General features: G+C 71.1%; 21 protein-coding genes and 1 pseudogene. 11 read left to right on the top strand and 11 right to left on the bottom strand.

The window, feature by feature from the left end; genetic code table 11:
- Nucleotide 1: 1 nt before the first annotated feature.
- Complete coding sequence (locus ACWD4J_RS34690; protein WP_451399472.1) at nucleotides 2-673, bottom strand: succinate dehydrogenase; 672 nt, start codon at nucleotides 671-673, stop codon at nucleotides 2-4.
- A gap of 131 nt (nucleotides 674-804) precedes the next feature.
- Between ACWD4J_RS34690 and ACWD4J_RS34685 the strand changes: the two genes are divergently transcribed.
- A complete protein-coding gene (locus tag ACWD4J_RS34685) occupies nucleotides 805-1,680 on the top strand; it encodes a LysR family transcriptional regulator (protein WP_451399471.1) in 876 nt (291 codons plus the stop codon).
- A 72-nt stretch (nucleotides 1,681-1,752) separates the two neighbouring features.
- Here ACWD4J_RS34685 and ACWD4J_RS34680 read toward each other — a convergent pair whose 3' ends face one another.
- The 3 genes from ACWD4J_RS34680 to ACWD4J_RS34670 all read right to left on the bottom strand — a co-directional run bounded on the left by ACWD4J_RS34680 (nucleotide 1,753) and on the right by ACWD4J_RS34670 (nucleotide 5,990).
- Nucleotides 1,753-3,888: a putative bifunctional diguanylate cyclase/phosphodiesterase gene (locus tag ACWD4J_RS34680; protein ID WP_451399470.1), complete on the bottom strand. Its 2,136-nt coding sequence runs from the start codon at nucleotides 3,886-3,888 to the stop codon at nucleotides 1,753-1,755.
- Nucleotides 3,885-4,697: an SAM-dependent methyltransferase gene (locus tag ACWD4J_RS34675; protein ID WP_451399469.1), complete on the bottom strand. Its 813-nt coding sequence runs from the start codon at nucleotides 4,695-4,697 to the stop codon at nucleotides 3,885-3,887. Before ACWD4J_RS34675 ends, ACWD4J_RS34680 begins: the two co-directional genes overlap by 4 nt.
- A gap of 336 nt (nucleotides 4,698-5,033) precedes the next feature.
- A complete protein-coding gene (locus ACWD4J_RS34670; RefSeq protein ID WP_451399468.1) occupies nucleotides 5,034-5,990 on the bottom strand; it encodes an SCO0930 family lipoprotein in 957 nt (318 codons plus the stop codon).
- A 722-nt stretch (nucleotides 5,991-6,712) separates the two neighbouring features.
- Here ACWD4J_RS34670 and ACWD4J_RS34665 point away from each other — a divergent pair.
- From ACWD4J_RS34665 to ACWD4J_RS34655, 3 genes are all read left to right on the top strand, one after another.
- On the top strand, nucleotides 6,713-6,880 hold the full coding sequence (locus ACWD4J_RS34665) for a hypothetical protein (RefSeq protein WP_451399467.1): 168 nt from the start codon (nucleotides 6,713-6,715) through the stop codon (nucleotides 6,878-6,880).
- A gap of 15 nt (nucleotides 6,881-6,895) precedes the next feature.
- A complete protein-coding gene (locus ACWD4J_RS34660; RefSeq protein WP_451399466.1) occupies nucleotides 6,896-7,663 on the top strand; it encodes a bestrophin-like domain in 768 nt (255 codons plus the stop codon).
- 72 nt (nucleotides 7,664-7,735) lie between these two features.
- Nucleotides 7,736-7,966, top strand: coding sequence for a hypothetical protein (locus ACWD4J_RS34655; protein WP_451399465.1), 231 nt, complete (start codon nucleotides 7,736-7,738; stop codon nucleotides 7,964-7,966).
- A gap of 501 nt (nucleotides 7,967-8,467) precedes the next feature.
- Here ACWD4J_RS34655 and ACWD4J_RS34650 read toward each other — a convergent pair.
- Nucleotides 8,468-9,439, bottom strand: a complete 972-nt coding sequence (locus ACWD4J_RS34650) for a hypothetical protein (protein WP_451399464.1) — start codon at nucleotides 9,437-9,439, stop codon at nucleotides 8,468-8,470.
- 385 nt (nucleotides 9,440-9,824) lie between these two features.
- Here ACWD4J_RS34650 and ACWD4J_RS34645 point away from each other — a divergent pair, with 385 nt between their 5' ends.
- A complete protein-coding gene (locus ACWD4J_RS34645; RefSeq protein WP_451399463.1) occupies nucleotides 9,825-10,496 on the top strand; it encodes a class F sortase in 672 nt (223 codons plus the stop codon).
- 67 nt (nucleotides 10,497-10,563) lie between these two features.
- On the opposite strand, the gene ACWD4J_RS34640 is transcribed toward ACWD4J_RS34645, so the two are convergent.
- Nucleotides 10,564-11,439 carry a polysaccharide deacetylase family protein gene (locus tag ACWD4J_RS34640; RefSeq protein ID WP_451399462.1) on the bottom strand — a complete coding sequence of 292 codons (876 nt, stop codon included), beginning with the start codon at nucleotides 11,437-11,439 and terminating at the stop codon, nucleotides 10,564-10,566.
- Between the two features lie 222 nt (nucleotides 11,440-11,661).
- On the opposite strand from ACWD4J_RS34640, the gene ACWD4J_RS34635 reads away from it, so the two are divergent.
- On the top strand, nucleotides 11,662-12,123 hold the full coding sequence (locus ACWD4J_RS34635; RefSeq protein WP_451399461.1) for a universal stress protein: 462 nt from the start codon (nucleotides 11,662-11,664) through the stop codon (nucleotides 12,121-12,123).
- Between the two features lie 140 nt (nucleotides 12,124-12,263).
- Nucleotides 12,264-13,709 (top strand): amino acid permease, encoded by a 1,446-nt coding sequence (locus ACWD4J_RS34630; RefSeq protein ID WP_451399460.1) that lies wholly within the window; start codon nucleotides 12,264-12,266, stop codon nucleotides 13,707-13,709.
- Between the two features lie 9 nt (nucleotides 13,710-13,718).
- Here the strand turns inward: ACWD4J_RS34630 and ACWD4J_RS34625 are convergent, their stop codons facing one another.
- Complete coding sequence (locus tag ACWD4J_RS34625) at nucleotides 13,719-14,912, bottom strand: CapA family protein (protein ID WP_451399459.1); 1,194 nt, start codon at nucleotides 14,910-14,912, stop codon at nucleotides 13,719-13,721.
- Nucleotides 14,913-15,154: 242 nt separating this feature from the next.
- Here ACWD4J_RS34625 and ACWD4J_RS34620 point away from each other — a divergent pair, with 242 nt between their 5' ends.
- Both ACWD4J_RS34620 and ACWD4J_RS34615 read left to right on the top strand, forming a co-directional pair.
- Nucleotides 15,155-15,697, top strand: a complete 543-nt coding sequence (locus ACWD4J_RS34620) for a sigma-70 family RNA polymerase sigma factor (protein WP_451399458.1) — start codon at nucleotides 15,155-15,157, stop codon at nucleotides 15,695-15,697.
- A gap of 133 nt (nucleotides 15,698-15,830) precedes the next feature.
- Entirely contained in the window at nucleotides 15,831-16,346 is a 516-nt protein-coding gene (locus ACWD4J_RS34615; protein WP_451399457.1) for a hypothetical protein, read from the top strand.
- Nucleotides 16,347-16,395: 49 nt separating this feature from the next.
- Here ACWD4J_RS34615 and ACWD4J_RS34610 read toward each other — a convergent pair whose 3' ends face one another.
- The 4 genes from ACWD4J_RS34610 to ACWD4J_RS34595 all read right to left on the bottom strand — a co-directional run bounded on the left by ACWD4J_RS34610 (nucleotide 16,396) and on the right by ACWD4J_RS34595 (nucleotide 20,412).
- A complete protein-coding gene (locus ACWD4J_RS34610) occupies nucleotides 16,396-17,607 on the bottom strand; it encodes a sensor histidine kinase (protein ID WP_451399456.1) in 1,212 nt (403 codons plus the stop codon).
- A complete protein-coding gene (locus ACWD4J_RS34605) occupies nucleotides 17,604-19,193 on the bottom strand; it encodes a sodium/solute symporter (protein ID WP_451399455.1) in 1,590 nt (529 codons plus the stop codon). Before ACWD4J_RS34605 ends, ACWD4J_RS34610 begins: the two co-directional genes overlap by 4 nt.
- Nucleotides 19,190-19,528, bottom strand: coding sequence for a hypothetical protein (locus ACWD4J_RS34600; protein ID WP_451399520.1), 339 nt, complete (start codon nucleotides 19,526-19,528; stop codon nucleotides 19,190-19,192). The genes ACWD4J_RS34605 and ACWD4J_RS34600 overlap by 4 nt, the downstream gene beginning before the upstream one ends.
- A gap of 131 nt (nucleotides 19,529-19,659) precedes the next feature.
- Complete coding sequence (locus ACWD4J_RS34595) at nucleotides 19,660-20,412, bottom strand: LytR/AlgR family response regulator transcription factor (protein WP_451399454.1); 753 nt, start codon at nucleotides 20,410-20,412, stop codon at nucleotides 19,660-19,662.
- A gap of 172 nt (nucleotides 20,413-20,584) precedes the next feature.
- Between ACWD4J_RS34595 and ACWD4J_RS34590 the strand changes: the two genes are divergently transcribed.
- Nucleotides 20,585-21,241, top strand: coding sequence for a zf-HC2 domain-containing protein (locus tag ACWD4J_RS34590; protein ID WP_451399453.1), 657 nt, complete (start codon nucleotides 20,585-20,587; stop codon nucleotides 21,239-21,241).
- A gap of 33 nt (nucleotides 21,242-21,274) precedes the next feature.
- Nucleotides 21,275-21,595 (top strand): annotated as a pseudogene (locus ACWD4J_RS34585) (hypothetical protein); the annotation flags it as partial.

Genomic DNA, 21,595 nt, shown 5'->3' with positions numbered 1-21,595 from the left:
TTCAGCTCACCACTCCGGTCATGACGCCGACGGGTACGGAGATGAAGCCCACGGTCAGCACGAGCGCGAGGACGTTGGCGATGGTCTTGAGGACGCGGTCGCGGGTGCGGCTGCCCACACCGAGCGTCTGCGCGGCGCTCCAGAAGCCGTGCCGGACGTGCAGGCCGAGCGCGAGCATCGCGACGATATAGATGACGTTTCCGTACCACGTGGAGAAGGTGTCCACGACGTTCTGGTACGGGTGTCCGGACTGGAAGCCGCCGGAGTGCACGGTGCCCGTCGTCAGGTCGAGGATGTGCCAGACGATGAACAGGGCGAGGATGATCCCGCCCCAGCGCATGGTGCGCGTCGCGTAGCTCGCGCGCGGCCGCTTGTGGACGTACTTGCTCGGGCGCGCCTTGATGTCACGGCGGCTCAGCTGGTACGCGGAGGTGGCGTGCGCGATCACGGCGACGATCAGGACGACGCGGATGACCCACAGCGTCCACTCGTAGTGCATGAAGGGCTCGCCGATGGTGCGAAGCCAGTGGGCGTAGTGGTTGAACTCGCCCGACCCGAAGAAGATCTTGAGGTTGCCCATCATGTGGACGACCAGGTAGAGCAGCATGATCAGGCCGCTCACGGCCATCACAGTCTTCTTACCGACGGACGAGTCCCAGATGGTGCGCGTCATGGACGGCCGTCGGTCCGTCCGCGTTGCCAGAGCCATGACTCAGCACGCTAGGGCCTTAGGTCCCGATCGGTCCAAGAGATCGTACGGCTCATTTCGATAGGCAACGTCTATGCAGGCGTATCGTGGACGGTATGCAGTTCCAGCAGCTCCAGTACTTTGTCGCGGTGGCGGAGACCCGGCACTTCACCCGGGCCGCCGAGCTCGTACATGTGGCGCAGCCGTCGCTGTCGCAGCAGATCAGGGCGCTCGAGCGGGAGTTGGGGGCGGATCTGTTCCTGCGGGCGCGGGGCAACATCGCCCTCACCGATGCCGGTGAGGCGCTGCTGCCGCTCGCGCGCCGGATCCTCGCGGACGCCGACACCGCGCGGCAGGAGGTCCAGGAGCTGGCCCAGCTGCGGCGCGGCCGGCTCCGGCTGGGAGCGACGCCCAGCCTGTGCACGGGCCTGCTCCCGGAGGTGCTGCGCCGGTACCACGAGCGGTATCCCGGGATCCAGCTGATGATCGAGGAGAGCGGTTCCCACGACCTCGTACGGGAGCTCGCGCGCGGCGCGCTGGACCTGGCGCTGGTGGTCCTGCCGCTGCCCACGCCGTCGCCCGCGCTGACGACGGTGGAGGTGCTGCGCGAGGACCTGGTGGTCGTCTCCTCGCCCGACGCGCCCGCGCCGGGGCGGGGAGGGCGGGTGCGGATCGCCGATCTCGAGGGCGAGCGGCTCGTCATGTTCCGGCACGGGTACGACCTGCGGGAGCTGACGGTCGCGGCGTGCCGGGCCGAGGGGTTCGAGCCGGAGTTCGCGGTCGAGGGCGGGGAGATGGATGCGGTGCTCGGGTTCGTGCGGGCGGGGCTGGGGGTCGCCGTCGTGCCGCACATGGTGGCCGAGCGGGCCGGGGGGCTGCGGGTGACCCCGCTGGCCCGGCCCGGGCTGCACCGGACGATCGCGCTGGCGCACCGGAGTGATGTGGCTCCGCCACGGGCTGCTCGGGAGCTGCAGCGGATGCTGCTGCTCTGACTGCGTGGGCGTGGTTGGCGTTGCGCGTCAGGGCGCGGTAATGGGTTGGCTGTGCCCACAGCAGTCAGCAGCTCAGCCCACCGCGTCCACCAGCGCCAGCTCGTGCAGGCGGTCCGGCGGCCCCGGGCGGGCGTAGTACCAGCCCTGGGCCGTGTCGCAGCCCAGGATGCGGAGCTGTTCCGCCTGGGCGCCCGTCTCGACGCCCTCGACGGTGACGGCGAGGTCCAGGCTGTGGGCGAGCGCGACGATGCCTTCGACGATCTTCAGGTCGACGGGGTCCGCCGGGAACTGCTGCATGCCCCGCGTGAAGGACCGGTCGAGCTTCAGCACGCTCACCGGCAGGCGGCGCAGATTGGCCAGGTTCGAGTAGCCCGTGCCGAAGTCGTCGAGCGCGATGTCGACGCCCATCTCGGCGAGCCTCCGCAGCGGCTTGAGCAGATCGTCGTCGGCACCGATCAGCGCGGACTCGGTCACCTCCAGGCAGAGCGCGTCCGCGTCCAGTCCTGCGGCCTCCAGGATGGCGACGGTGTCGGCGACCAGTCCGGGGTGGGTGAGCTGGCACGGCGAGAGGTTCACGTTGATCCGCAGGGGTCCGCCGTCGGTGTGCCGCTCCTGCCAGCGGCGGGCCTGCTGCACGGACTGCTCGAGGACCCAGCGGCCCAGCGGCACGATCAGGCCCGTGTGTTCGGCGAGCGGGATGAACCGGTCCGGGCCGAGCACACCGTGCTGCGGATGCAGCCAGCGCACCAGCGCCTCCGCGCCGCGCACACTGCCGTCGCCGAGGTGCACGAGCGGCTGGTACTCGATGAAGAACTCGCCCCTGTCCAGGGCCGACGGCAGCGCGGTGGTGAGCCCGTGCCGGGTGATGGCGAGCGCCTCGGCCTCCGCGTCGGCCGTCTCGAAGCGGTTGCCGCCCGCCGCCTTGGCCCGGTACATCGTGATGTCGGCGCTGCGCAGCACCTCCGCCGGGCCGCGTTCGCCCGCGGGGCCTTCGACGACGCCGATGCTGCCGCGCACCGTGAGCTCCCGGCCGTCGACGCTGATCGGGGCGGCCAGGGCGTGCATGATGCGCCGGGCCAGCTCGATCACTTCGGTCTGTGTGTCCGGTCCCGTGGTGAGCGCCACGAACTCGTCGCCGCCGAGCCGCGCGACCATCTCACCCGGCGCGGTGGCGCAGGCCCCCAGTCGGTCGGCGACCTCGACGAGAAGCCGGTCGCCGGCCGCGTGTCCGAGGCTGTCGTTGACCGTCTTGAAGCCGTCGAGGTCGAGGTAGCAGAGTCCGAAGCGCTGCCCTTCACCGGCGGACAGAGCCTTCTCCAGGCGCTCGAAGAACAGGGTGCGGTTGGGCAGGCCGGTCAGTGCGTCGTGCGTGGCCTCGTAGCGCAGGCGCAGGTTGAGCAGCCTGCGCTCGGTGGTGTCCTCCATGAGCGCGAGCTGGTACTGGGGCCGGCCCTCCGCGTCGCGCAGCAGGGAGACGGTGAGATTCGTCCACAGGGCGGTGCCGTCGGGTCGGCTGAAGGGCTTCTCCACTCGGTAGTGGTCTCGCTCGCCGCGCACCAGCTCGTCGTAGAGCCGCCATACGTGGGGTGCGTCTTCCGGATGGTGCCATTCCATCACGTTGGTACCGCGCATCAGTTGCTCGGAGATGCCGAACATGCGGATCAGCGCGTCGTTGACCTCGAGCACCGAGCCGTCGAGGTCGGCGATCCCGACTCCTATGGCGGCTTCCTGGAACACCGCGCGGAAGCGTGCCTCGCTGTTGTGCAGCGCCTCCGCCACGGCTGCGCGCGCTTCGAGGGCGGCCCGGTAGATGGCCTCCTGTTCGGCGCGTGTCCGCTCGCGCAGGGCCTGGGCGAAGCCTGCCGCTGCGGCGTGCTGCAGCCGTGCCGAGCGCACCCGCTGCTCCTCCTGGGCGCCTTCCGTGCCGCAGTACAGCACGAGGTAGGCGTCCACGACGTCGAGCGTGCGGCTCAGCGCTTCGGGTTCCGTGCAGTGCGCGTCGACAAGCGCCGCGCCCACGGCCTTTCCGGCCGCCGAGTCGAAGGTCCGGGCGCGCAGCGCGTCGCGCAGCCGCCGGGCGAGCGGCAGCAGTTGCTGCTCGAACTCCGGCCGGGTCAGTGACGTGGCCGTCACCGGGAAGATCGCCCGGCTCCAGATCGTCGCGAACCGGCGCAGTCTGTCCTCCGGTCCGTCCGGCGTCGCGGTCACGCGATGCGCCCCACGCCGGCGAACCCCGAGAAGGCGTAGGGATCCTCGTCCTCGGGCACGGTGTCGGGCCGCCAGAGAGGCATCGCCACGAGCCCCGGTTCCACCATCTCGAATCCCTCGTAGAACCGCGCGATCTCGTCGCGGGAGCGCATGACGAGCGGATTGCGGATGTCCTTGTAGACGCCGACGGTGCCGCCCGCCTGCTCGGGCGGGAGCGGAATGCCTTCGTACGAGGCGTGCGTGGTGACGAGGAGGCTGCCCGGTGCGAGGGCGTCACGCAGTTCGGCGACCGCCTCGTACGGCTTGTCGGCGTCCTCCAGGAAGTGCAGCACCGCGACGAGCAGCAGTGCCACCGGACGGTCCAGGTCGAGGAGCCGGGCCACCTCGGGGCTGCCCAGGATGTCCCGGGGTTTGCGCAGGTCGGCGGCGACGATGTCCGCGTTCTCGGTGCCCTCGAGGACGGCTCTGCTGTGCGCGACGGCGACGGGGTCGTGGTCGACGTACACGACGCGTGCGCCCGGGCTCGCGGCCTGGGCGACCTCGTGCACATTGCCGAAGGTGGGTATACCGGAGCCTATGTCGAGGAACTGCGTAATGCCCTGCTCGACGGCGTAGCGCACGGCCCGGCGCATGAAGGCACGATTCGCCTGCATGATCTTGGGGAGTCCCGGCATGAACTCCATCGCTTTGCGTGCCGCTTCCCGGTCGACCTCGAAGTTGTGCGAACCGCCCAAGTAGTAGTCATAGATGCGGGACACACTCGGCACCGCGATATCGATGCCCTGCGGGGCCCAGGCGGGACGCTCCATCTAAGTCTCCAAGGCGTTTGGCGATCCGGTGTTCGAGCAGAGGTTACTGATCGCCCGCCAACTGAGCGAGTCCAAACGGAAATTGGCGGTCCGTTCTCGGTCACTGCCTCGGGCAAGTGCCGACGGAATGTCACCCGATAACAACCCGAAGTATTCGGAACAGATCTCAAGGGATCCGAGCGGCTTCCCGGGGACGCGAGGGTACCGGGAGCTCTCCGGGGAACGGGAAAGCCGGTCCGTTCCCTCCGTGCGGCGCGGAGGGAACGGACCGGCGGGGCCGGGCGTGTCGTACTGATCTCCGTGTGGCGTCCAACTCCCTTTGTTTCCCGGTGATCTCTACTTGGACACGCCGACCGGCTTTCCGTCGGGCGACACGGCGTACCAGGTGCCGCCCACGCCCTGACCGTTGGTGTCGCCCGGCTCCTTGTCGCCGGAGAACGTGTACAGCGGCCAGCAGTTGAGGGCCTGCTGCTTGAGACCGTCGGGGCGGTTGAACGTGACGAAGCCCTTCTTCACGATCCCCTTGGTGTCACTCTTGGCGACCGGCTCGACGACGGGCCACTTCTCGACGCAGGCGCCGGTGCAGGCGGTCTTCATCGGCCAGGCCGAGTCCTTCATGAACCGGTAGACGGTCATGCCGTTCTTGTCGACCACGATCTCGCCGAGCTCCGGGTCCTGGCGGGTGGACAGTCCTGGCAGATCGGCGGCACCGGCCCCGGCCGCCTCCGGGGACGCCTTCTTGCCGTCGGGCGCGGCGGCGAACCAGGTGCCGCCCACGCCCTGCCCCTTGGCCTCGCCGGGCTTGGCGTCCTTGGCGTACCGGTACATCGGCCAGCCGTCGACCGTGAGCTGCTTGGTGCCGTCGCTGCGGGTGACCTCGCCGAGCAGCGACTCGTCGGCACCGGGCGCGGCCGTGGCGCCCGAGGCCGGCACCGGCGGCCAGGCCGTCGCGCAGTCGCCGTCGCAGGTCGACTCGGGCGGCTTCGCGGTGTCCTGGTCGAAGCGGTAGAGGGTGAAGCCCGCGCTGTCGGTGAGCACCTCGCCGAGCTTCTTGCTGTCCCAGACGGCCAGCTGGCCTGCCTCTTTCGCCTCGCTCCCCGAGGCCTGCTCGTCCTTGGCGCCCGCCCCGGACCCGTATCCGTCGCCCGCGCCGTATCCGCCGTCGGCCGCCGGGGCCGCTGCGCCCACGGCTCCGGCCGGTGTCTGGTCGCCCTGCTCCTGACCGCACGCCGTCGTCAGCGCCAGCACGGCCGCAGCTGTCGCTACGAGCGAGGCGCTCCGCCAGGTCTTCATTGCCAACTCCCGTTGTCTGCTCGCGGGTTGCGACGCCAGGATGCGCCGCGCATGGCCCTAGGTACGGCCGGGAGCGGCTGTTGTGTTCAACCTGCTGGGGAAAATCTGTCTCCCGGCCGCCTCACCGGCCGGCGTCCGCCCCAACCGGCCTCGGTGGGTGGCGCAACCGCGGGCAGGACTCGGGTGCGGCCGGGCGCGCGGCAAACCTGGGGGCGCCCAGCTCCCCATGTTCGTGCCAATCGGCGTCCGCTTCGGCGTACCGGACCCCATGGCCGATCATGCTCTCCGCCGTGTACGGATCACATCGGGCGCGGTCCGCCCGTCTCGTACGGGGGTTGGCGCTGTGCACTCTGGGCGCTCTCGCCCTGCTGCTGGGCTCATCGACGGTGGTGGCAGTGGCCGCGGTACCGGCCGACGCCTGTGCGTACGCCTCCGTCGGCGGCGGGGCGGCCGGGGACGCGGTCGCGGTCGCCGGGGGCGACGCCGACTGCTGGAGCCCGACGCCCAGCCCGCCGGAACCCACACCCCCGCCCACCCCTTCGCCGCCTTCTCTTCCTACGCCGACCTGTCCCCCGTCCCCGACCCCACCCGCGCCGACTCCACCACCGCAACCGACGCCGACACCGTCTCCGCCCTCGAAGTCGCCGACTCCGGCGCCGCCACCGCGGCCGCCGGCTCCCGCTCCTGCCCCCAGCCCGCCCGTCACGGCGCCGGAGCCCAGCGTGCGCCCCAAGCCGTCGCCTTCGCCGACCCCGTCCCGCGTGCGTTTTCCGCCGTACCGCCAGCCCCACCTGCAACGGCAGCCCCGAAGCGGCCCGTCACTGGTCTCCCTGACCCTGCTCATCACCGCGCCCGCGGTGCTCGCCGTGGCCGCGCTGCGGCCCCGCTGACCCCCGGAGGTCCTCTTGCCGGAATGGCTTGTTCTCGCCCTCGCGATGGCCGCCGCGTGCGCCGTCGTCCTCGTCATCACGGTCATCCGGCACCGCCGGGTCGGCGACGACGACGATCCGTCCGAGACCCCGGACGTCATCGAGTACATCACGATGATGATCGGCGTCGTGTACGCCATCGTGCTGGGCCTGGCCATCGCGGGCGTCTGGGAGGCCCGCGGCGCCGCCCAGGACCATGTCCGCGCCGAGGCCCAGGCGCTGCACGAGATCTCCGAGCGTGTCCGCGTCTACCCGGACGACGTCCGAGACCGCATCCGGGCCGATGTCGACGCGTATGTCGGTCACGTCGTCACCACCGAGTGGGACACGATGGCCACCAGCGGGCAGCTCACCGCCCGGGGAACCGCACTCCTCGCACGCCTCCGCCACGACGTCACCGACTACCGGCCCGCGAACGATTTCGAGGCACAGGCCTATCAGCCGCTGCTCGACCAGGTCGCCGCGGCCGACGACGCACGTGGTGCTCGTGCCGACTCGACCGGCGCCACGATGCCCGGCGTCGTGTGGTTCGGCCTGATCACCGGCGGACTCGTGACCATCGGCATGGTCTTCGCCCTCCAGATCCGCCACACACCGCGCGAACTGGTCCTCGCCGGCCTCTTCTCCGCCCTGATCGCCTTCCTGCTCTTCCTGATCTGGGACTTCGACGCTCCCTACAGCCGGGGCATCCCCGCGACCGCCGAGCCCTTCCACATGCTGTTCCCCGGCCTCGGGAAGCAGTGAGCCGGGCCGACACCGCGTGCGCCGGACCGGCACGGCTGTACGCCGGGCCTGGCCCCGGCGCACTCTGGGGGTATGGCCTGGAAAGCACCCATCGTCGTGCACCCGCCCACCGTCGGGGACGGGCGGCGGGTCACCGTGCGGGGGCACGCCCTGGGCGTCGCGCACAACGACCGGGACCTGGTCGAACTCCTGCGGCGGGCGGGGCTGAGCAAGGCCGACATGGCGCTCGACGACCCGCATCTCGTCGAGTGGCGGGGCGGCCGGCCGCACGTCTGGCGGCCCGACGAGGCGACGGCTCCCTGACCTTCTCCCGGTCGCGGCGGGCATGCCCGCGCCCCGTATGCCCGCGCTCTTCATGGCCGGCTGCTCTTCATGACCGCGCCGTTCACACTGCTTCCCCGACTCGAACCATGCCTCGCCACGCCGCGCACATCCCCCGCCCGTACGCACCGCATCCCTCGTCCGGCCCACGCGGTTGCCCCATATGCCTGATCCCGATCGCGCCATCTCCCCGGCCTCCCTAGCGTTTCCGGCATCGAGGTGCATTTCTGTCGTGAGCGGATCGAGTTCCGCGGCTGCTCCTCGAGGACCGGAGGAACCCCCTTGCACGCGATACGCGTGGCCTCGGCCGCACCGCAGGGCATAACCGTCCTCACCGCCTGCACCGCCGCATACGCGGCAACGCGCGTGACGACCCCCCGCGGAGCCCTGCGCCGGACAGCCCTTCGCCCCGGACCTCATCGGATGCCGGCCGGGGCGAAGGGCTGTCGTGTGCGGTCTGTCTCCATGGTGCCGTGCTGGTCCTCAGCCCCTCCGTCGACGCAGCCAGAACACACCACCACTCGCTACCGCGGCGGCCACCATTCCGCCGCCGATGGCCATGTCGGGGGCGGTCGCACCGGAGAGGCTGCCGCCGAGACCGGCACGCACACCATTTCTGGGGCCTTCGTTGCCGCGGTTGCCGCGGTTGCCGCGGTGGTCGTCGTCGCCGCCGCCGATGCCGCCGAGCCTGTTGCCCGGGCCGATGCCTGGCCGACCGCCGCCGCCCGGCAATCTGCCGCGTTCGGCGCCGACCCTGTTGCCGACGACAGCGAGCTCGTTCCCGCTGACGAAGGTCCTGTCCCCGCAGTGGGCGATGACTCCGTACACACCAGGCCTGGCGTTCCGGTTGATGTTGACGGCGGCGCTCGCGGTGATACCGCCGCTGGAGCGCAGCCGGGTCCTCGGAAAGGCGCCCGCAGGCGTCGACTCGACCGTGCTGCCTGCGAGCTGGCACGCGATGCCCGCCACGTTGCCCCGGATGGTGACCGTCACATTGTGCTCGCCCGGCCGTACGACTCTGGGCGCCACGGAGATCTCGTCGGCGATGCCCGAAACGCCCCCGAGGCCGCTGCCCGGGAACCGGCCGCCGTCGCCCCCGAATCCGCCGACACCGCCGCCCGGGAACCGGTCGCCGTCGCCCCCGAATCCGCCGAGGCCGCCGCCCGGGAACCGGTCGCCGTCGCCCCCGAATCCGCCGAGGCCGTTGCCCGGAAATCCGCCGAGGCCGCCGCCCGGAAAACCGCCCAGGCCGTTCCCGGGAAATCCACCGAGACCGCCGGGGCCGGAATCGTTGAAGCCGGGAATGCCGTTGAGGCCTGGACCGTTGGGACTATTGCCGTTCGGCAGGCTTCCGTTGTTGTTTGAGTCGTCCCCCCCGGCCATGGCCGACGGTGCGGCGAGCCCGAGCGCGACGACCGCGGCGGCTGAGACCGCCAGGGCACGAGTAGTACGCATGTGAGTCCTCCGGGGAAGGCGCCCCGGGGATCGTCCCCAGGAAGGTCGGCGAGAGCGCCCTCTCACACCGACCCTCAGACTCCCAGCTCAGAGCCGCATTTCGAGACTCCTCCGTCCCGGTGAGGAGACACGCCGGTGGAATTGCGATCAACCTGATATTGCCGCAGGTCACGCACTGTCAGAAATTTCCGGCCGAATGCGACTCGGATGGCGCACGAAGATTTCGGCCACCACCCGTTCGCCTTTCCTCGGTCGCCGCCCGCGTGCGGCCGACCTAACGTTCTCGTACACGCAATGGACGTGGCGGGCCCAGCCATGCCTGGGGGCACCTCCCAGGCCCTTGAGGCGCTGGGGGGGAGGGCTGCCGTGTCAGAGGGGATGGAGAATGCCTTCGTTTCAGCCGGCCGAAGAGGAGGAGGTAAGACGCAGGAAGCGTGCGCCCTGGGGCGTCATCGCGCTTGTTCTGCTGACCGGCCTCGCTTTGATGCGGAATGGCTCAGGGGAATTCAACGAGGGCCCTCCGCAGCCCGCCGTCGCGGCGGCCCCGGACGGCCGCGCCTCCACCGCGCCGGCCCTGCCCAAGGCGACGCAGGATGCGCTGCCCTTCTCGATGGTCGAGCGGGTGCGGATCCCCGCGATCAATGTCAACGCGCCCGTCACGACCGTGGGACTCGACCCCGACGGCTGGGTGCAGGCACCGCCACCTGACGACTCGAACCTTGCCGGATGGTTCACCGGCGCCGTGGCCCCTGGCCAGAAGGGCACCGCCGTGATCGTCGGCCACGTGGACAACAGCAAGGGCCCGGCTGTCTTCTACGGGCTCGGTTCACTCAAGAAGGGAAACCGCGTGGAGGTCCGGCGTGCGGACCACAAGACGGCGGTTTTCGAGATCTACGGCATCGAGGTGTTCTCGAAGGCCAACTTTCCCGGACAGCGGGTCTACGGGAACACCGGACAGGCCGAACTGCGCGTCATCACCTGCGGAGGCGGATTCACCAAGCAGTTCGGATACGACGGCAACGTGGTGGTCTTCGCCCGCCTGGTCGACGTCCGCTGAACCTACCGGCGAAAAAGGCGGGCGCCTGCCCGCCTTTTTCATGTCCTGTGACTTCGGATCTCGCGGCTCAGATGCTCCTCCTGCGCGGCACGGTGAGGCCGTAGCCCTTGTCCAGCAGGTCCGGGAGATAGCGCCGCAGTGCCGCGACGCTCTGGGACCGGTCGCCGCCCGCGTCGTGCGAGAGCACCACCACGCCGGGCGCCGCGCCGTCGATGACGGTGCTGACGATGGCCCCCGTGCCGGGGGTGGTCCAGTCGAGGGTGTCGACGGTCCAGGCGAGGGGCTCCATGCCGAGTTCGGCGCCGATCTGGAAGGCCGAGCGGTTCCAGGCCCCGTACGGAGCGCGGAACCAGAGCGGCGCCTCGCCCACCGTCTTCTCGATGAGCTCGCTGGTCCTCTCGATCTCGTCGCGCACCTCCGAGCGCGAGAGCGATGTGAGCAGCGGGTGGGTCCACGTGTGGTTGCCGATGACATGCCCGTCGTCGGCCATCTCGCGCAGCAGGTCCTTGTTGTCGGTGGCCATCTCGCCGCAGACGAAGAACACCGCGCGCACGTCGTGCTTGCGCAAGGTGCTCAGGATGCCGGGGGTGTAGCGCGGGTCGGGGCCGTCGTCGAAGGTGAGCACCATCCGACGGCCGATGCCGGACAGCCGCAGGATCGGCGCCCGCCGCACCGGTGTACGAAGAGGGGCCTTGCGCGGCGGGCCGTACCCCGTGAGGGGCTGGAGCCGGTAGGTGGACGCGCTGACGGAGCGCCGCGTGGGCAGCGGGGGGCCGGCGGCACCCGTCTCGACCGGTGTTCCCGGCGTCGGGGCCGGCTTGCGGGCGGCGCCCCGGATGACGGTCGGCTCCACGGCGAAGATTCCGGCCTGGCCGGCGGCCGCCAGGACGACGGCGCCCGCCAGCAATACCCCACGCCGCGAGAGCATCTGATCCTTATTCATGACTAATTCGTCGCCCGCCCGGGGATCGCTGCCGCCGGGCAGTACCTGTACGGGCGAAGGAGAGCACTCGTTGGGGCCAGCGCCACAGCCCGCGCCACACGCCCTGGCCGGACGGCCGGTGCCACCCGCCGAACCGCCGCTCGCTCCCCCGCACCGCGCGCCCGTTCTGCCGATGCCCCGCACCGGGGCCGCGACCTGCGTGTTTCCGCTAGCCTCACGACTGTGACCGATCAGCAGTCCACACAGTTCGAGCGGGGCACGGACGGCCCCAAGGTGATCGTGGTGGGAGTCGACGGCTCCGACTCCTCGCTGCGTGCCGCGGCCTATGCCGGGGGCCTGGCCCGGCGGCAGCGGGCACTGCTCGCCATCGTCTATGTGCAGCCCGTCATGGCCACGGGCGCCGCGCTCGGCGTCCCGGTGGCGGAGACGACCGACGAGATCGCCGAGGAGCTGATCGCCGAGATCCGCGCGGCCGCCGAGCGCGTGAAGGGCATATTCGAGGTGCGCTGGGAGTTCCACACCTTCCGCGGCGACCCGTACAACGGCCTGGTCACCGCCGCCGACGAACTCAAGGCGGACGCCGTGGTGGTCGGTGCATCGGAGCAGGCGGGCCACCGCATCATCGGTTCGGTGGCGGTACGGCTGGTGAAGGCGGGGCGGTGGCCTGTGACGGTGGTTCCGTAAGGGAAAAGCGGGCACCACTCGTACGTGTGAGGGACATGGCCTCGTACGTGTGAGAGGCGTGGCGCCTCCCGTCACCGCTTCTCCCGACCCATTCTGATCGGCCCATCAGTCGGAATGCAGTCCGCGAAGAGGTGAGGCCCATGGCCAGGCTCCGCATGGGTGAGGGCGTGCTCCGCCGCAAACCCATCGAACACATCGAGGAGGCCGACGCGGGCCTGGCGAGCGAGAGACTCACCCGCACGCTGGGCCTGTGGCAGCTGACCGCGATCGGCGTGGGCGGCATCATCGGCGCCGGGATCTTCACGCTCGCGGGCACGGTCGCCAACGGCACGGCAGGGCCGGCCGTGGTCCTGTCGTTCCTCATCGCCGGTGTCGCGAGTGCGGCGGCGGCGTTTTCGTACGCGGAGTTCGCGGGCCTCATCCCTCGGGCCGGGTCGGCGTACACGTACGGCTACGCGGTGCTCGGGGAGTTCGCGGGCTGGTTCATCGGCTGGGATCTGCTGCTCGAGTACACCGCGATCGTCGCGGTGGTCGCGATCGGCATCTCCGGCTACTTCGGCTTTCTGCTGGGCGAGACCGGAGCGAACCTTCCGGCCTGGATGCTGGGTGCGCCCGGCACCGGAGCGGGGCACCGGGTCGATCTGTTCGCCGCGCTGCTGTGTCTGCTGATCGCGTACCTGCTGAATCTCGGGATCAAGAACGCCGCGCGGTTCGAGACGGTCGTCGTCGTCCTCAAGGTGCTGGTCGTGCTGCTGGTGATCGGCGTCGGGCTGTTCCACATCAACACCGCCAACTACCACCCGTTCTTCCCGTACGGGATCAGTGGTGCGTTCACGGGTGCGGCGACGGTCTTCTTCGCGGTCTTCGGGTACGACGCCATGTCGACCGCCGCCGAGGAGTCCAAGGACGCGCAGCGCCATATGCCGAGGGCGATCCTGTACTCGCTCGCGATCTCGATGGTGCTGTACGTGGCGGCCTGCCTGGTGCTGACCGGCATGCAGCACTACACGGAGATCGACCCGGAGAGCGGGTTCTCCACCGCCTTCAAGGCGGTCGGTCTCAGCGGGCTCGCGGACATCATCGCGGTCGGGGCGATCATCGGCATCCTCACCGTGATGTTCACGTTCATGCTGGGCGTCACGCGTGTGTGGTTCGCGATGAGCCGCGACGGGCTGCTGCCGAAGTGGTTCGCGAAGACGCATCCGACGCGGCATGTGCCGACGCGCGTGACCTGGATCGTCGGTTTCGCGTCGGCCGCCATCGCCGGGTTCCTGCCGATCGGCGAGGCGGCCGAACTGACGAACATCGGGATCCTGCTGGCGTTCGTCGTGGTGTGTACCGCGGTGATCGTGCTCCGCTACCGCAGGCCGGACCTGCCGCGCACCTTCCGCACTCCGGGGATGCCGTTCGTGCCCGCCCTCGGAGTCGTCTTCTCCCTCTGGCTGATCACGTTCCTCGAGTGGCAGACCTGGGTGCGGTTCGTGGTGTGGTTCGTCATCGGCCTCGTCATCTACTTCGGGTACTCGTACCGCAATTCGGAGATGGCGAAGGCCGAAGGGGTGCCCGGCGGTGGTACGACGCCGTAGCCGGCCGGGCTACTTGCCCATGGCCAGCCCGTCCTCGGCCGCCCCGCGGCTGAGGACGATCCGGCGGATCCGGTCGCGTACGTCCTTCAGGCCGGGGTCCGTGGCGGCGTCGAGGCGGACCACCCGGCCGGTGTCGGGGTCGAACCACTGCGGGATGAACTCGGCCTTCGCCACCACCCACCGGCCGCCCGGCCGCGCGGGCGGTGCGAAGGTGAAGCGGGCGATGCTGCTCTGGTTCCCGCGGGGGTCGTGCGCGCCGTCGTAGTTGTACATGTGGCCGGCGACCTGGTCGCCCATGCCGTAGACGATCCATGTGCCGTTGACCTTCTCGTACGCCTGCGGGATGTGCGCGTGCGTGCCGATGATCAGGTCGATGTCCGGGCGGCCGCCGGTCTTCGACGCCGTCAGCTGCCGGCCGAGCGACAGCTGGCGCTCGTCCGGCTCGTCCTGCCACTCGGTGCCCCAGTGCAGCGAGACGACCACCACGTCGGCTCCCGCTCGGCGGGCGGCGCGCGCGTCCGCGACGATGGTGCGGCGGTCGATGAGATTGACGGCCCAGGGCTTCCCCGTGGGGCGCGGGATGTCGTTGGTGCCGTAGGTGTACGAGAGGTGGGCGACCCTGGCCGTGCCGGCGCGCAGCCACGCCGGTCGCCTCCCCTCGGCGGCCGTGCGCGCCGAGCCGGTGTGCCGGACGCCCGCCGCGTCGAGGGCGTCCAGGGTGCGGCGGATGCCGCCGAGGCCGTCGTCGAGGGTGTGGTTGGAGGCGGTGGAGCAGGCGTCGTAGCCGGTCTCGGCGAGGGCCTCGGCCACTTCCGGCGGCGACTTGAACATGGGGTAGCCGCTGTAGTGGCCGTCCGCGCCGTACACCGTCTCCATGTGGCAGATCGCCAGGTCGGCCTTGGCCACGACGGGCTCGGCGGCGGCGAGCATGGGCCGGAAGTCGTAACCGCTGCCGCCGTCGTCGGCGTTCGCCTGGCGGATGACGGAGGAATGCGGCAGTACGTCCCCGGAGGCGACGAGCGTGAAGCCGCGCTCCATGCGGCCGGCGGCGAGGGACGGAGCGGGGTGCTGCCGCAGGGCCCTGCCCGGCTGCGCCGGGTCCTCCGGGGCCGGATCTCCCGCCGTGCAGCCCGCCACGGCTCCGATCAGCACCGCCGCCCCGAGCGCCCTTCCCCGGTACCTGCGTCGCGTGCGCTGTGTCATCTCGACCCGGCCTCCACCTGAAGGGAATATTTACCGCGTAAGTCCACGTACGGGAGAAAACCGGGTCAATTACCCATACTGCAGCAGTCCCTGAAACGGGGTCCGCTTCGCACACCGCCGATGAGCCGACCGGCCGCACCAGTGGACCGTTCACCGCACCGCTCGTCGACCGCATCGACCGCCCGTCGCAGATCCGCGTCCGCGATCTGTCCGTACGCGGCCGTGTGCGCTGCCATACGCCCATGACCGGCACGACCACAATGACGAGGACGACCGGCGAGCGGGAACTGGCCGAGTTGCAGCGCGAGCACGGCGGGCCCCTCTTCGCCCTGCTGCTCAGGCTCTCCGACGGGGACCGGCAACGTGCCGAGGACCTCGTGCAGGAGACGTTCGTCCGCGCCTGGCAGCATCCCGAGGCACTGCGCGCCGACACTTACGAGTCCGTACGTCCCTGGCTGTTCACGGTCGGCAGACGGCTCGCCATCGACGCGCGCCGGGCGCAGCAGGCCCGGCCCGCCGAGGTCGGGGACGCCGTCCTGGAGAACGCCCGCGTGTGCGCCGACCACGCGGAGCGGTCGGCGGCCACGCTCGACGTACGTGAGGCTGTGAAGACTCTCACTCCGGAGCACCGCGCGGTTCTGTTGCATGTGTATTTCCGCGAGGCGAGTGTGGCGGAAGCCGCCGAAGCTCTGGGGATTCCGCCGGGTACGGTGAAGTCCCGTGCGTACTACGCACTGCGCGCCCTGCGCAGGGTTCTGCCGGAATACGCAACCGACCTGCAATGAAACGCCAGGCCGGGTCAAACCTCCGTAAAGCGCCTTGCTCTGAACCCCGATTGAGTAATCCGCTGTTCTCATCCGTGTTCCGGATGAGGGCCCGGGGCCCGAGACGCGCTTGGACCGGAGGAGGCAGGACACGATGCTGCACAGAAGTATGGGCAGTGCCGGCGGTACGGGGGGCGGCGAACTCGCCGTGCCCATGGCCTGGTTGTACGCCGAGTACATCGCGGACGAGCTGCTGCGCAGCGGCGATCTCATGCCGCCCACGTGCTTCGAGTTCCGTGCCGGGCGGGACGCATTGGCCCTGACGATCTTCCTGTCCGACACCGGCGGTGAGCTCCCCGGCATCCGGGTGGTCACGCAGCTGGAGACCTGGCTGTCGCTGACGGCCCACGACCAGCCGTGGCAGGAGTGGGTGCGTGAGCGCATGGCGGGGCTGACGGCCCAGGCGCGGGAGACCGGCGGCCCCGCACCCGATCTGGAGCTGGCGGCCGCGGCCTGGCGCTGGCTCGAGGAGACCGAGCTGCTGGCACCGGACCTCGACGCCGTCCCCGGCGGCGGGGCCGTCCCGGGCGAGGACGAGACGCCGCAGGTGTGGACGCCGGCCTGGCAACTGGGGCTGCCGCTGGGGCATCTGGCGATCCACCTGTTCTGACCGCTCCGGTACGTGGGCGGTCCTCTCCGGTGCCGTCGGGCGTCCGGTCTTACGACGGGTCGTGTGCGGGCGGCGAGGAGTGCACGCCCGCACGGTACTTGGGGATCCGTACCGTGATCTTCATGCCCGCGCCGACGCCGGTCTCGATGACGAGCCCGTAGTCGTCGCCGAAGACCTGCCGCAGCCGCTCGTCCACGTTCGAAAGACCGATGCCGGCCGACGGGCCGGCATCCCCGCGCAGGATCCCTCGCAGCGCCTCCGGGTCCATGCCGACCCCGTCGTCCTCGATGACGACCTCCGCCTCTGCCCCCGCGTCCTGAGCGCTGATCGTGATGCGGCTGCGGGTGACGGCGCCCTCCAGGCCGTGCTTGACGGCGTTCTCCACCAGCGGCTGCAGACACAGGAACGGCAGCGACACGGGCAGCACCTCGGGTGCGATCTGCAGGGTGACCGCGAGCCGCTCGCCGAAGCGGGCCCGGACCAGGGCCAGGTACTGGTCGATGGAGTGCAGCTCGTCCGCGAGCGTCGTGAACTCGCCGTGCCGGCGGAACGAGTAGCGGGTGAAGTCGGCGAACTCCAGGAGCAGCTCGCGGGCCCGTTCGGGGTCGGTGCGGACGAACGACGCGATGGCCGCGAGTGAGTTGAAGATGAAGTGCGGCGAGATCTGCGCCCGCAGCGCCTTGATCTCCGCCTCGATCACGCGGGTCCGGGACCGGTCGAGCTCGGCGAGCTCCAGCTGGACGGAGACCCAGCGGGCCACCTCGTCGGCGGCCCGGGCCAGTACGGCGGAGTCGCGGGGCGCGTACGCGATCAGAGCGCCGAGGACCCGCTGGTCCACGACGATCGGCGCGGCCACCGCCCAGCGCAGCGGGCAGTCGACCCGGTCGCAGCCGCAGTCGAAGGCGGCGCCCCGGCCGGTGGAGAGCAGGCCGGCGAGCCGCTCCATGACCTGCTTGGCGTGGTGTTCGCCCGTGCCGTCCCAGGCCAGCACCGCGGACCGGTTGGTGAGGCACAGCGCGTCGGTGCCGAGCAGGGAACGCAGCCGCCTGGCCGACTTGCGGGCGGTGTCCGCGGTGAGCCCGGCACGCAGCGAGGGCGCCGCGAGGGACGCGGTGTGCAGGGTCTCGAACGTGGCGTGCTCGACGGGCGAGCCGACGTCGCTGCGCCCGGCAGGATGAGCGGTACGGCGCCCCAGCAGGAACCCGCCCGCGAGCAGCAGCGGGCAGAGCGCGAGCAGCACGGCGGCGGCGGTCCCGGTCATGGTGCCTCCCGGTGGGTTCCTGTGCTGCCGCCCTCGGCCCGGGTGCCCGTGCTGCCACCCTCTGCCGCAGCGGCCGTCTGGCGGACGGTCAGGGATTCCGGCAGGTGCAGCCGCGTCATCGTGGCGCTGGTGTGCGGCGGGATGTGCCCCGGCGTGGCGAGCGAGACGAGGATCATGGCCAGGAAGCCGACGGGCACAGACCAGATGGCGGGCCAGGCCAGCAGCGTGTGCAGCCAGCCGGACCGCACCACCTCGGCGAACGTCAGCGTCACCGCGGCGAGCGCCGAGCCGCCGCCGAGGAGCAGCCCGGCCAGCGCGCCGGGCGGGGTGAGCCGCCGCCACCAGATGCCGAGGACGAGCAGCGGACAGAACGAGGACGCGGACACCGCGAACGCCATGCCGACCGCGTCCGCCACCGGTACCGCGCTGACCAGCAGCGTCCCGCCGAGCGGCACGGTCATCGCAAGGACGGTCGCAAGGCGGAAGTGCCGTACGCCGCGCGGGGGCAGCACGTCCTGGCTGAGCACGCCGGCCACGGCCATGGTGAGCCCCGACGCGGTCGACAGGAACGCCGCGAACGCCCCGCCCGCGACGAGCGCGCCCAGCAGGTCACCGCCGATCCCTCCGACGGCCCGGCCCGGCAGCAGCAGGACGGCGGCGTCCGCGTCCGGGGTACGGGTGAGCTCCGGCGCGTACAGGCGGCCGAGCCAGCCGTACAGCGGGGGCAGCAGATAGAAGGAGCCGATGAGGGCGAGCACGACGACCGTGGTGCGGCGCGCGGCGCGCCCGTTGGGGCTCGTGTAGAAGCGCACGACGACATGCGGCAGTCCCATGGTGCCGAGGAACGTGGCGACGATCAGCCCGTACGTCGCGTACAGCGGGTGCTCCGCGCGGCTGGTGGCGATCGGCTGCCCGGCGCCGGCCCCGGAGGACGGCAGCTCGGGCCCCCCGGGGAACGCGGGCGGCGCACCGCCGTCGCGGTGCCAGGCGAGCAGCAGGAAGAACACCGGGACCAGCAGCGCGGTGAGTTTGAGCCAATACTGGAAGGCCTGTACGAAGGTGATGCTGCGCATGCCGCCCGCGGCCACAGCGAGTACCACGACGGCCGCCACGAGCGCCCCGCCCAGCCAGCGCGGCGCCCCGGTGAGGATCTGCAGGGTCAGCCCCGCGCCCTGCAGCTGGGGCACCAGATACAGCCAGCCCACGCCCACCACGAGGATGCTGACGACCGTGCGCACCTGGCGCGACTCCAGGCGCCCTTCGGCGAAGTCGGGCAGGGTGTACGCGCCGGACCGGCGCAGCGGCGCGGCCACGAAGACGAGCAGGACCAGGTATCCGGCGGTGTAGCCGACGGGGTACCAGAGCATGTCGGGGCCGTGGACGAGGACCAGTCCTGCGACGCCCAGGAAGGACGCGGCGGAGAGGTACTCGCCGCTGATCGCGGCCGCGTTCAGCGACGGGCCCACGGTGCGCGACGCGACGTAGAAGTCGGACGTCGTACGGGAGATGCGCAGCCCGAAGCCGCCGATGAGGACGGTGACGAGGACGACCACGGCGACCGCGGGTATGGCGTAGGCCTCGTTCACGACGGCCCCGGAGGGTCGGCGCCGCGCACGAGGCGGGCGAAGGCGCGTTCGTTGCGCTCGGCGCGCCGCACGTACCACCAGGCGATGAGGACGAGCAGCGGGTAGCAGCCGAAGCCGAGGACCGCCCAGACGACGGTGGCGTTGCGCAGCGCGCCGAAGAACAGCGGCAGGGTGACGACGGGCAGGGCGAGCACGGCGAACGCGGTGATCCCGGCGCGCAGCTGGCTGCGCATGAGGGAGCGGACGTAGGCGGCGCCGAGCGTCGTCTGCTCGTCGATCTCCCACTGGGTGCGGTGCCGCGGCAGCCGGTGCACCCTGCGGGGCTCGCCCGTCACGACCTCGCGGCGGGGTGCTGGATCGGCGCTGGCGGACACGGCGTGGAGTGTAGGCAGCGCTCCGGCCTGAGCGGAAGGGGCAGGTCAGGGCAGCTGGTTGACGAGGGTCAAGGTGCTTGCCGCCCCGGTGGTCAGGAGCCCGCCTGCCGCATCAGCAGCTCGCGGACCCGGCTCGCGTGCCGCCGGCTGACGGCGAGGACGGCCTCGCCGACCCGGACGCTCATGCCGCCCCCGTCGAGCCGCAGTTCGTCGATGCGGTGCAGGGCGACGAGATGCCGCCGGTGTATCCGTACGAATCCGTGCGGCTGCCAGCGTTCCTCGAGCGTGGAGAGCGGGATGCGGACGAGGTGGCTGCCGTCGGCGGTGTGCAGACGCGCGTAGTCGCCCTGGGCCTCGGCGTACGCGATGTCGGCGACGTTCACGAGGCGGGTGACGCCGCCGAGTTCGACCGGGATGCGGTCGGCGGACCGGTCGATGGCGGGCGGCCGGACGACCGCTGCCTGTTCGGCGACCCGGCGCACCGCCTCCGCGAGGCGCTCCCTGCGGACGGGCTTGAGGACGTAGTCGACGGCCTTGAGGTCGAAGGCCTGCACGGCGAAGTCCTCGTGAGCGGTGACGAACACAATGAGCGGCGGCCGTGCGAAGCCCGCGATGAGGCGGGCGACGTCGAGCCCGGTGAGGCCGGCCATCTGGATGTCGAGGAACAGCACGTCGATCGCGTCGCCGCCGTCGGGGCCCGCGTCGAGGGCCCGGCCGATCCGGCGCAGCGCCTCGGTCGCGTCGGTGGCGCCCTCCGCGCTGCGCACCCGCGGATCGGCCCGGAGCAGGTAGAGCAGCTCGGCGAGCGCGGGTTCCTCGTCGTCGACGGCCAGTACGCGCAGCATGCGGCTGGAGTCTAGGTGGTCACTCGGGCGTGGCCAATCCGGCCGCGGATTGAGTGATTCGCCGGTTTGGTGCGTACGTGAGGGCGAACGACGCCGCCACGGCGAGCAGCACCGCCCCCGACCACCGGGGCCGTGACCCCCTGACCCAGCAGCACCGGCACGAGGATTCGGCATGAGGTCCGTTGAACGCCATCGCGACGCAGGCGCCTACGCGCTGGGCGTCCTGGACGCGGCGGACGCCTTCCGCTTCGAGGAGCATCTCATGGAGTGCCCCTCCTGTGTGGCACAGTTGAGTGAATTCAGCGCGCCCGTACGGCAGTTGATGCTGTACGCACGGGCGACACCGCTCGGCGTGGCGCCGCTGGCCCTGCCGCCGCGCGCCCGGCTCCTGGACCGGCTGCTGGGCGAGGTGGCGGTGGTCGAGCGGGCGCGGCGCCGGCGGTGGCTGTGTGCGGCAGCGGCCACGGTGGTGCTGGCCGTGGCGGGCCCTGCGGCGGCGATCGTCGCGGGGTCCGCATCGGATACGGCGGCGCGGGTGAGTGCGCATGACGGGCGTACCGGCGTGGCGGCGACGCTGACGACCCAGGACCGCACCTGGGGGACGCAGGTGGGGCTGGCCGTGTGGGACGCGGTCGGCCCGCGGGTGTGCGAACTGGTGGCCGTCGGCAAGAACGGCACCGAGCAGAAGGTGGCGAGCTGGACGGCGACGGGCAATGCGAGGACACCGATGACGACGGATGCGGGCACGGCTCTGCACCCGGACGAGATCGACCGTTTCGAGATACGCACGGCCGACGGACAGAGGCTGGTCGTGCTGGGGCAGCCCTGATGGCCTTTTCAGCCCGTCCGGCTTTAACCGGCGATGGCCGCAGCTCTCAATCAGCAGTCGGAGCGTCCCGGAGGACCGGGCGGCCAATCCTCCCGAGCCATCCGGAACGAGTGTGTCGCCAAGTCCAGGGCCGTACACCTGCACAACAAGGCCACCGGCCGGAAGGCCACGTGTGGCCCGGCTCAGCTCGACAAGATGCTGACCGAGGCCCGCACCCGTACGCCGTGGTTACGTGAGGGTTCGTCAGTTCCCCAGCAGTAGACCATCCGCGACTTCGGCCGCTCCCGCGCCAAGGCGCACAAGGACATCACAGAGCGCCTGCCCATGGCACGCCGGGCCGGGATGCCGAAGTGG

It is taken from the genome of Streptomyces sp. NPDC002577 (genome assembly GCF_053594815.1).
Note: the sequence above shows the minus strand (reverse complement) of the source record. Positions and strands in the feature narration are given on the sequence as shown.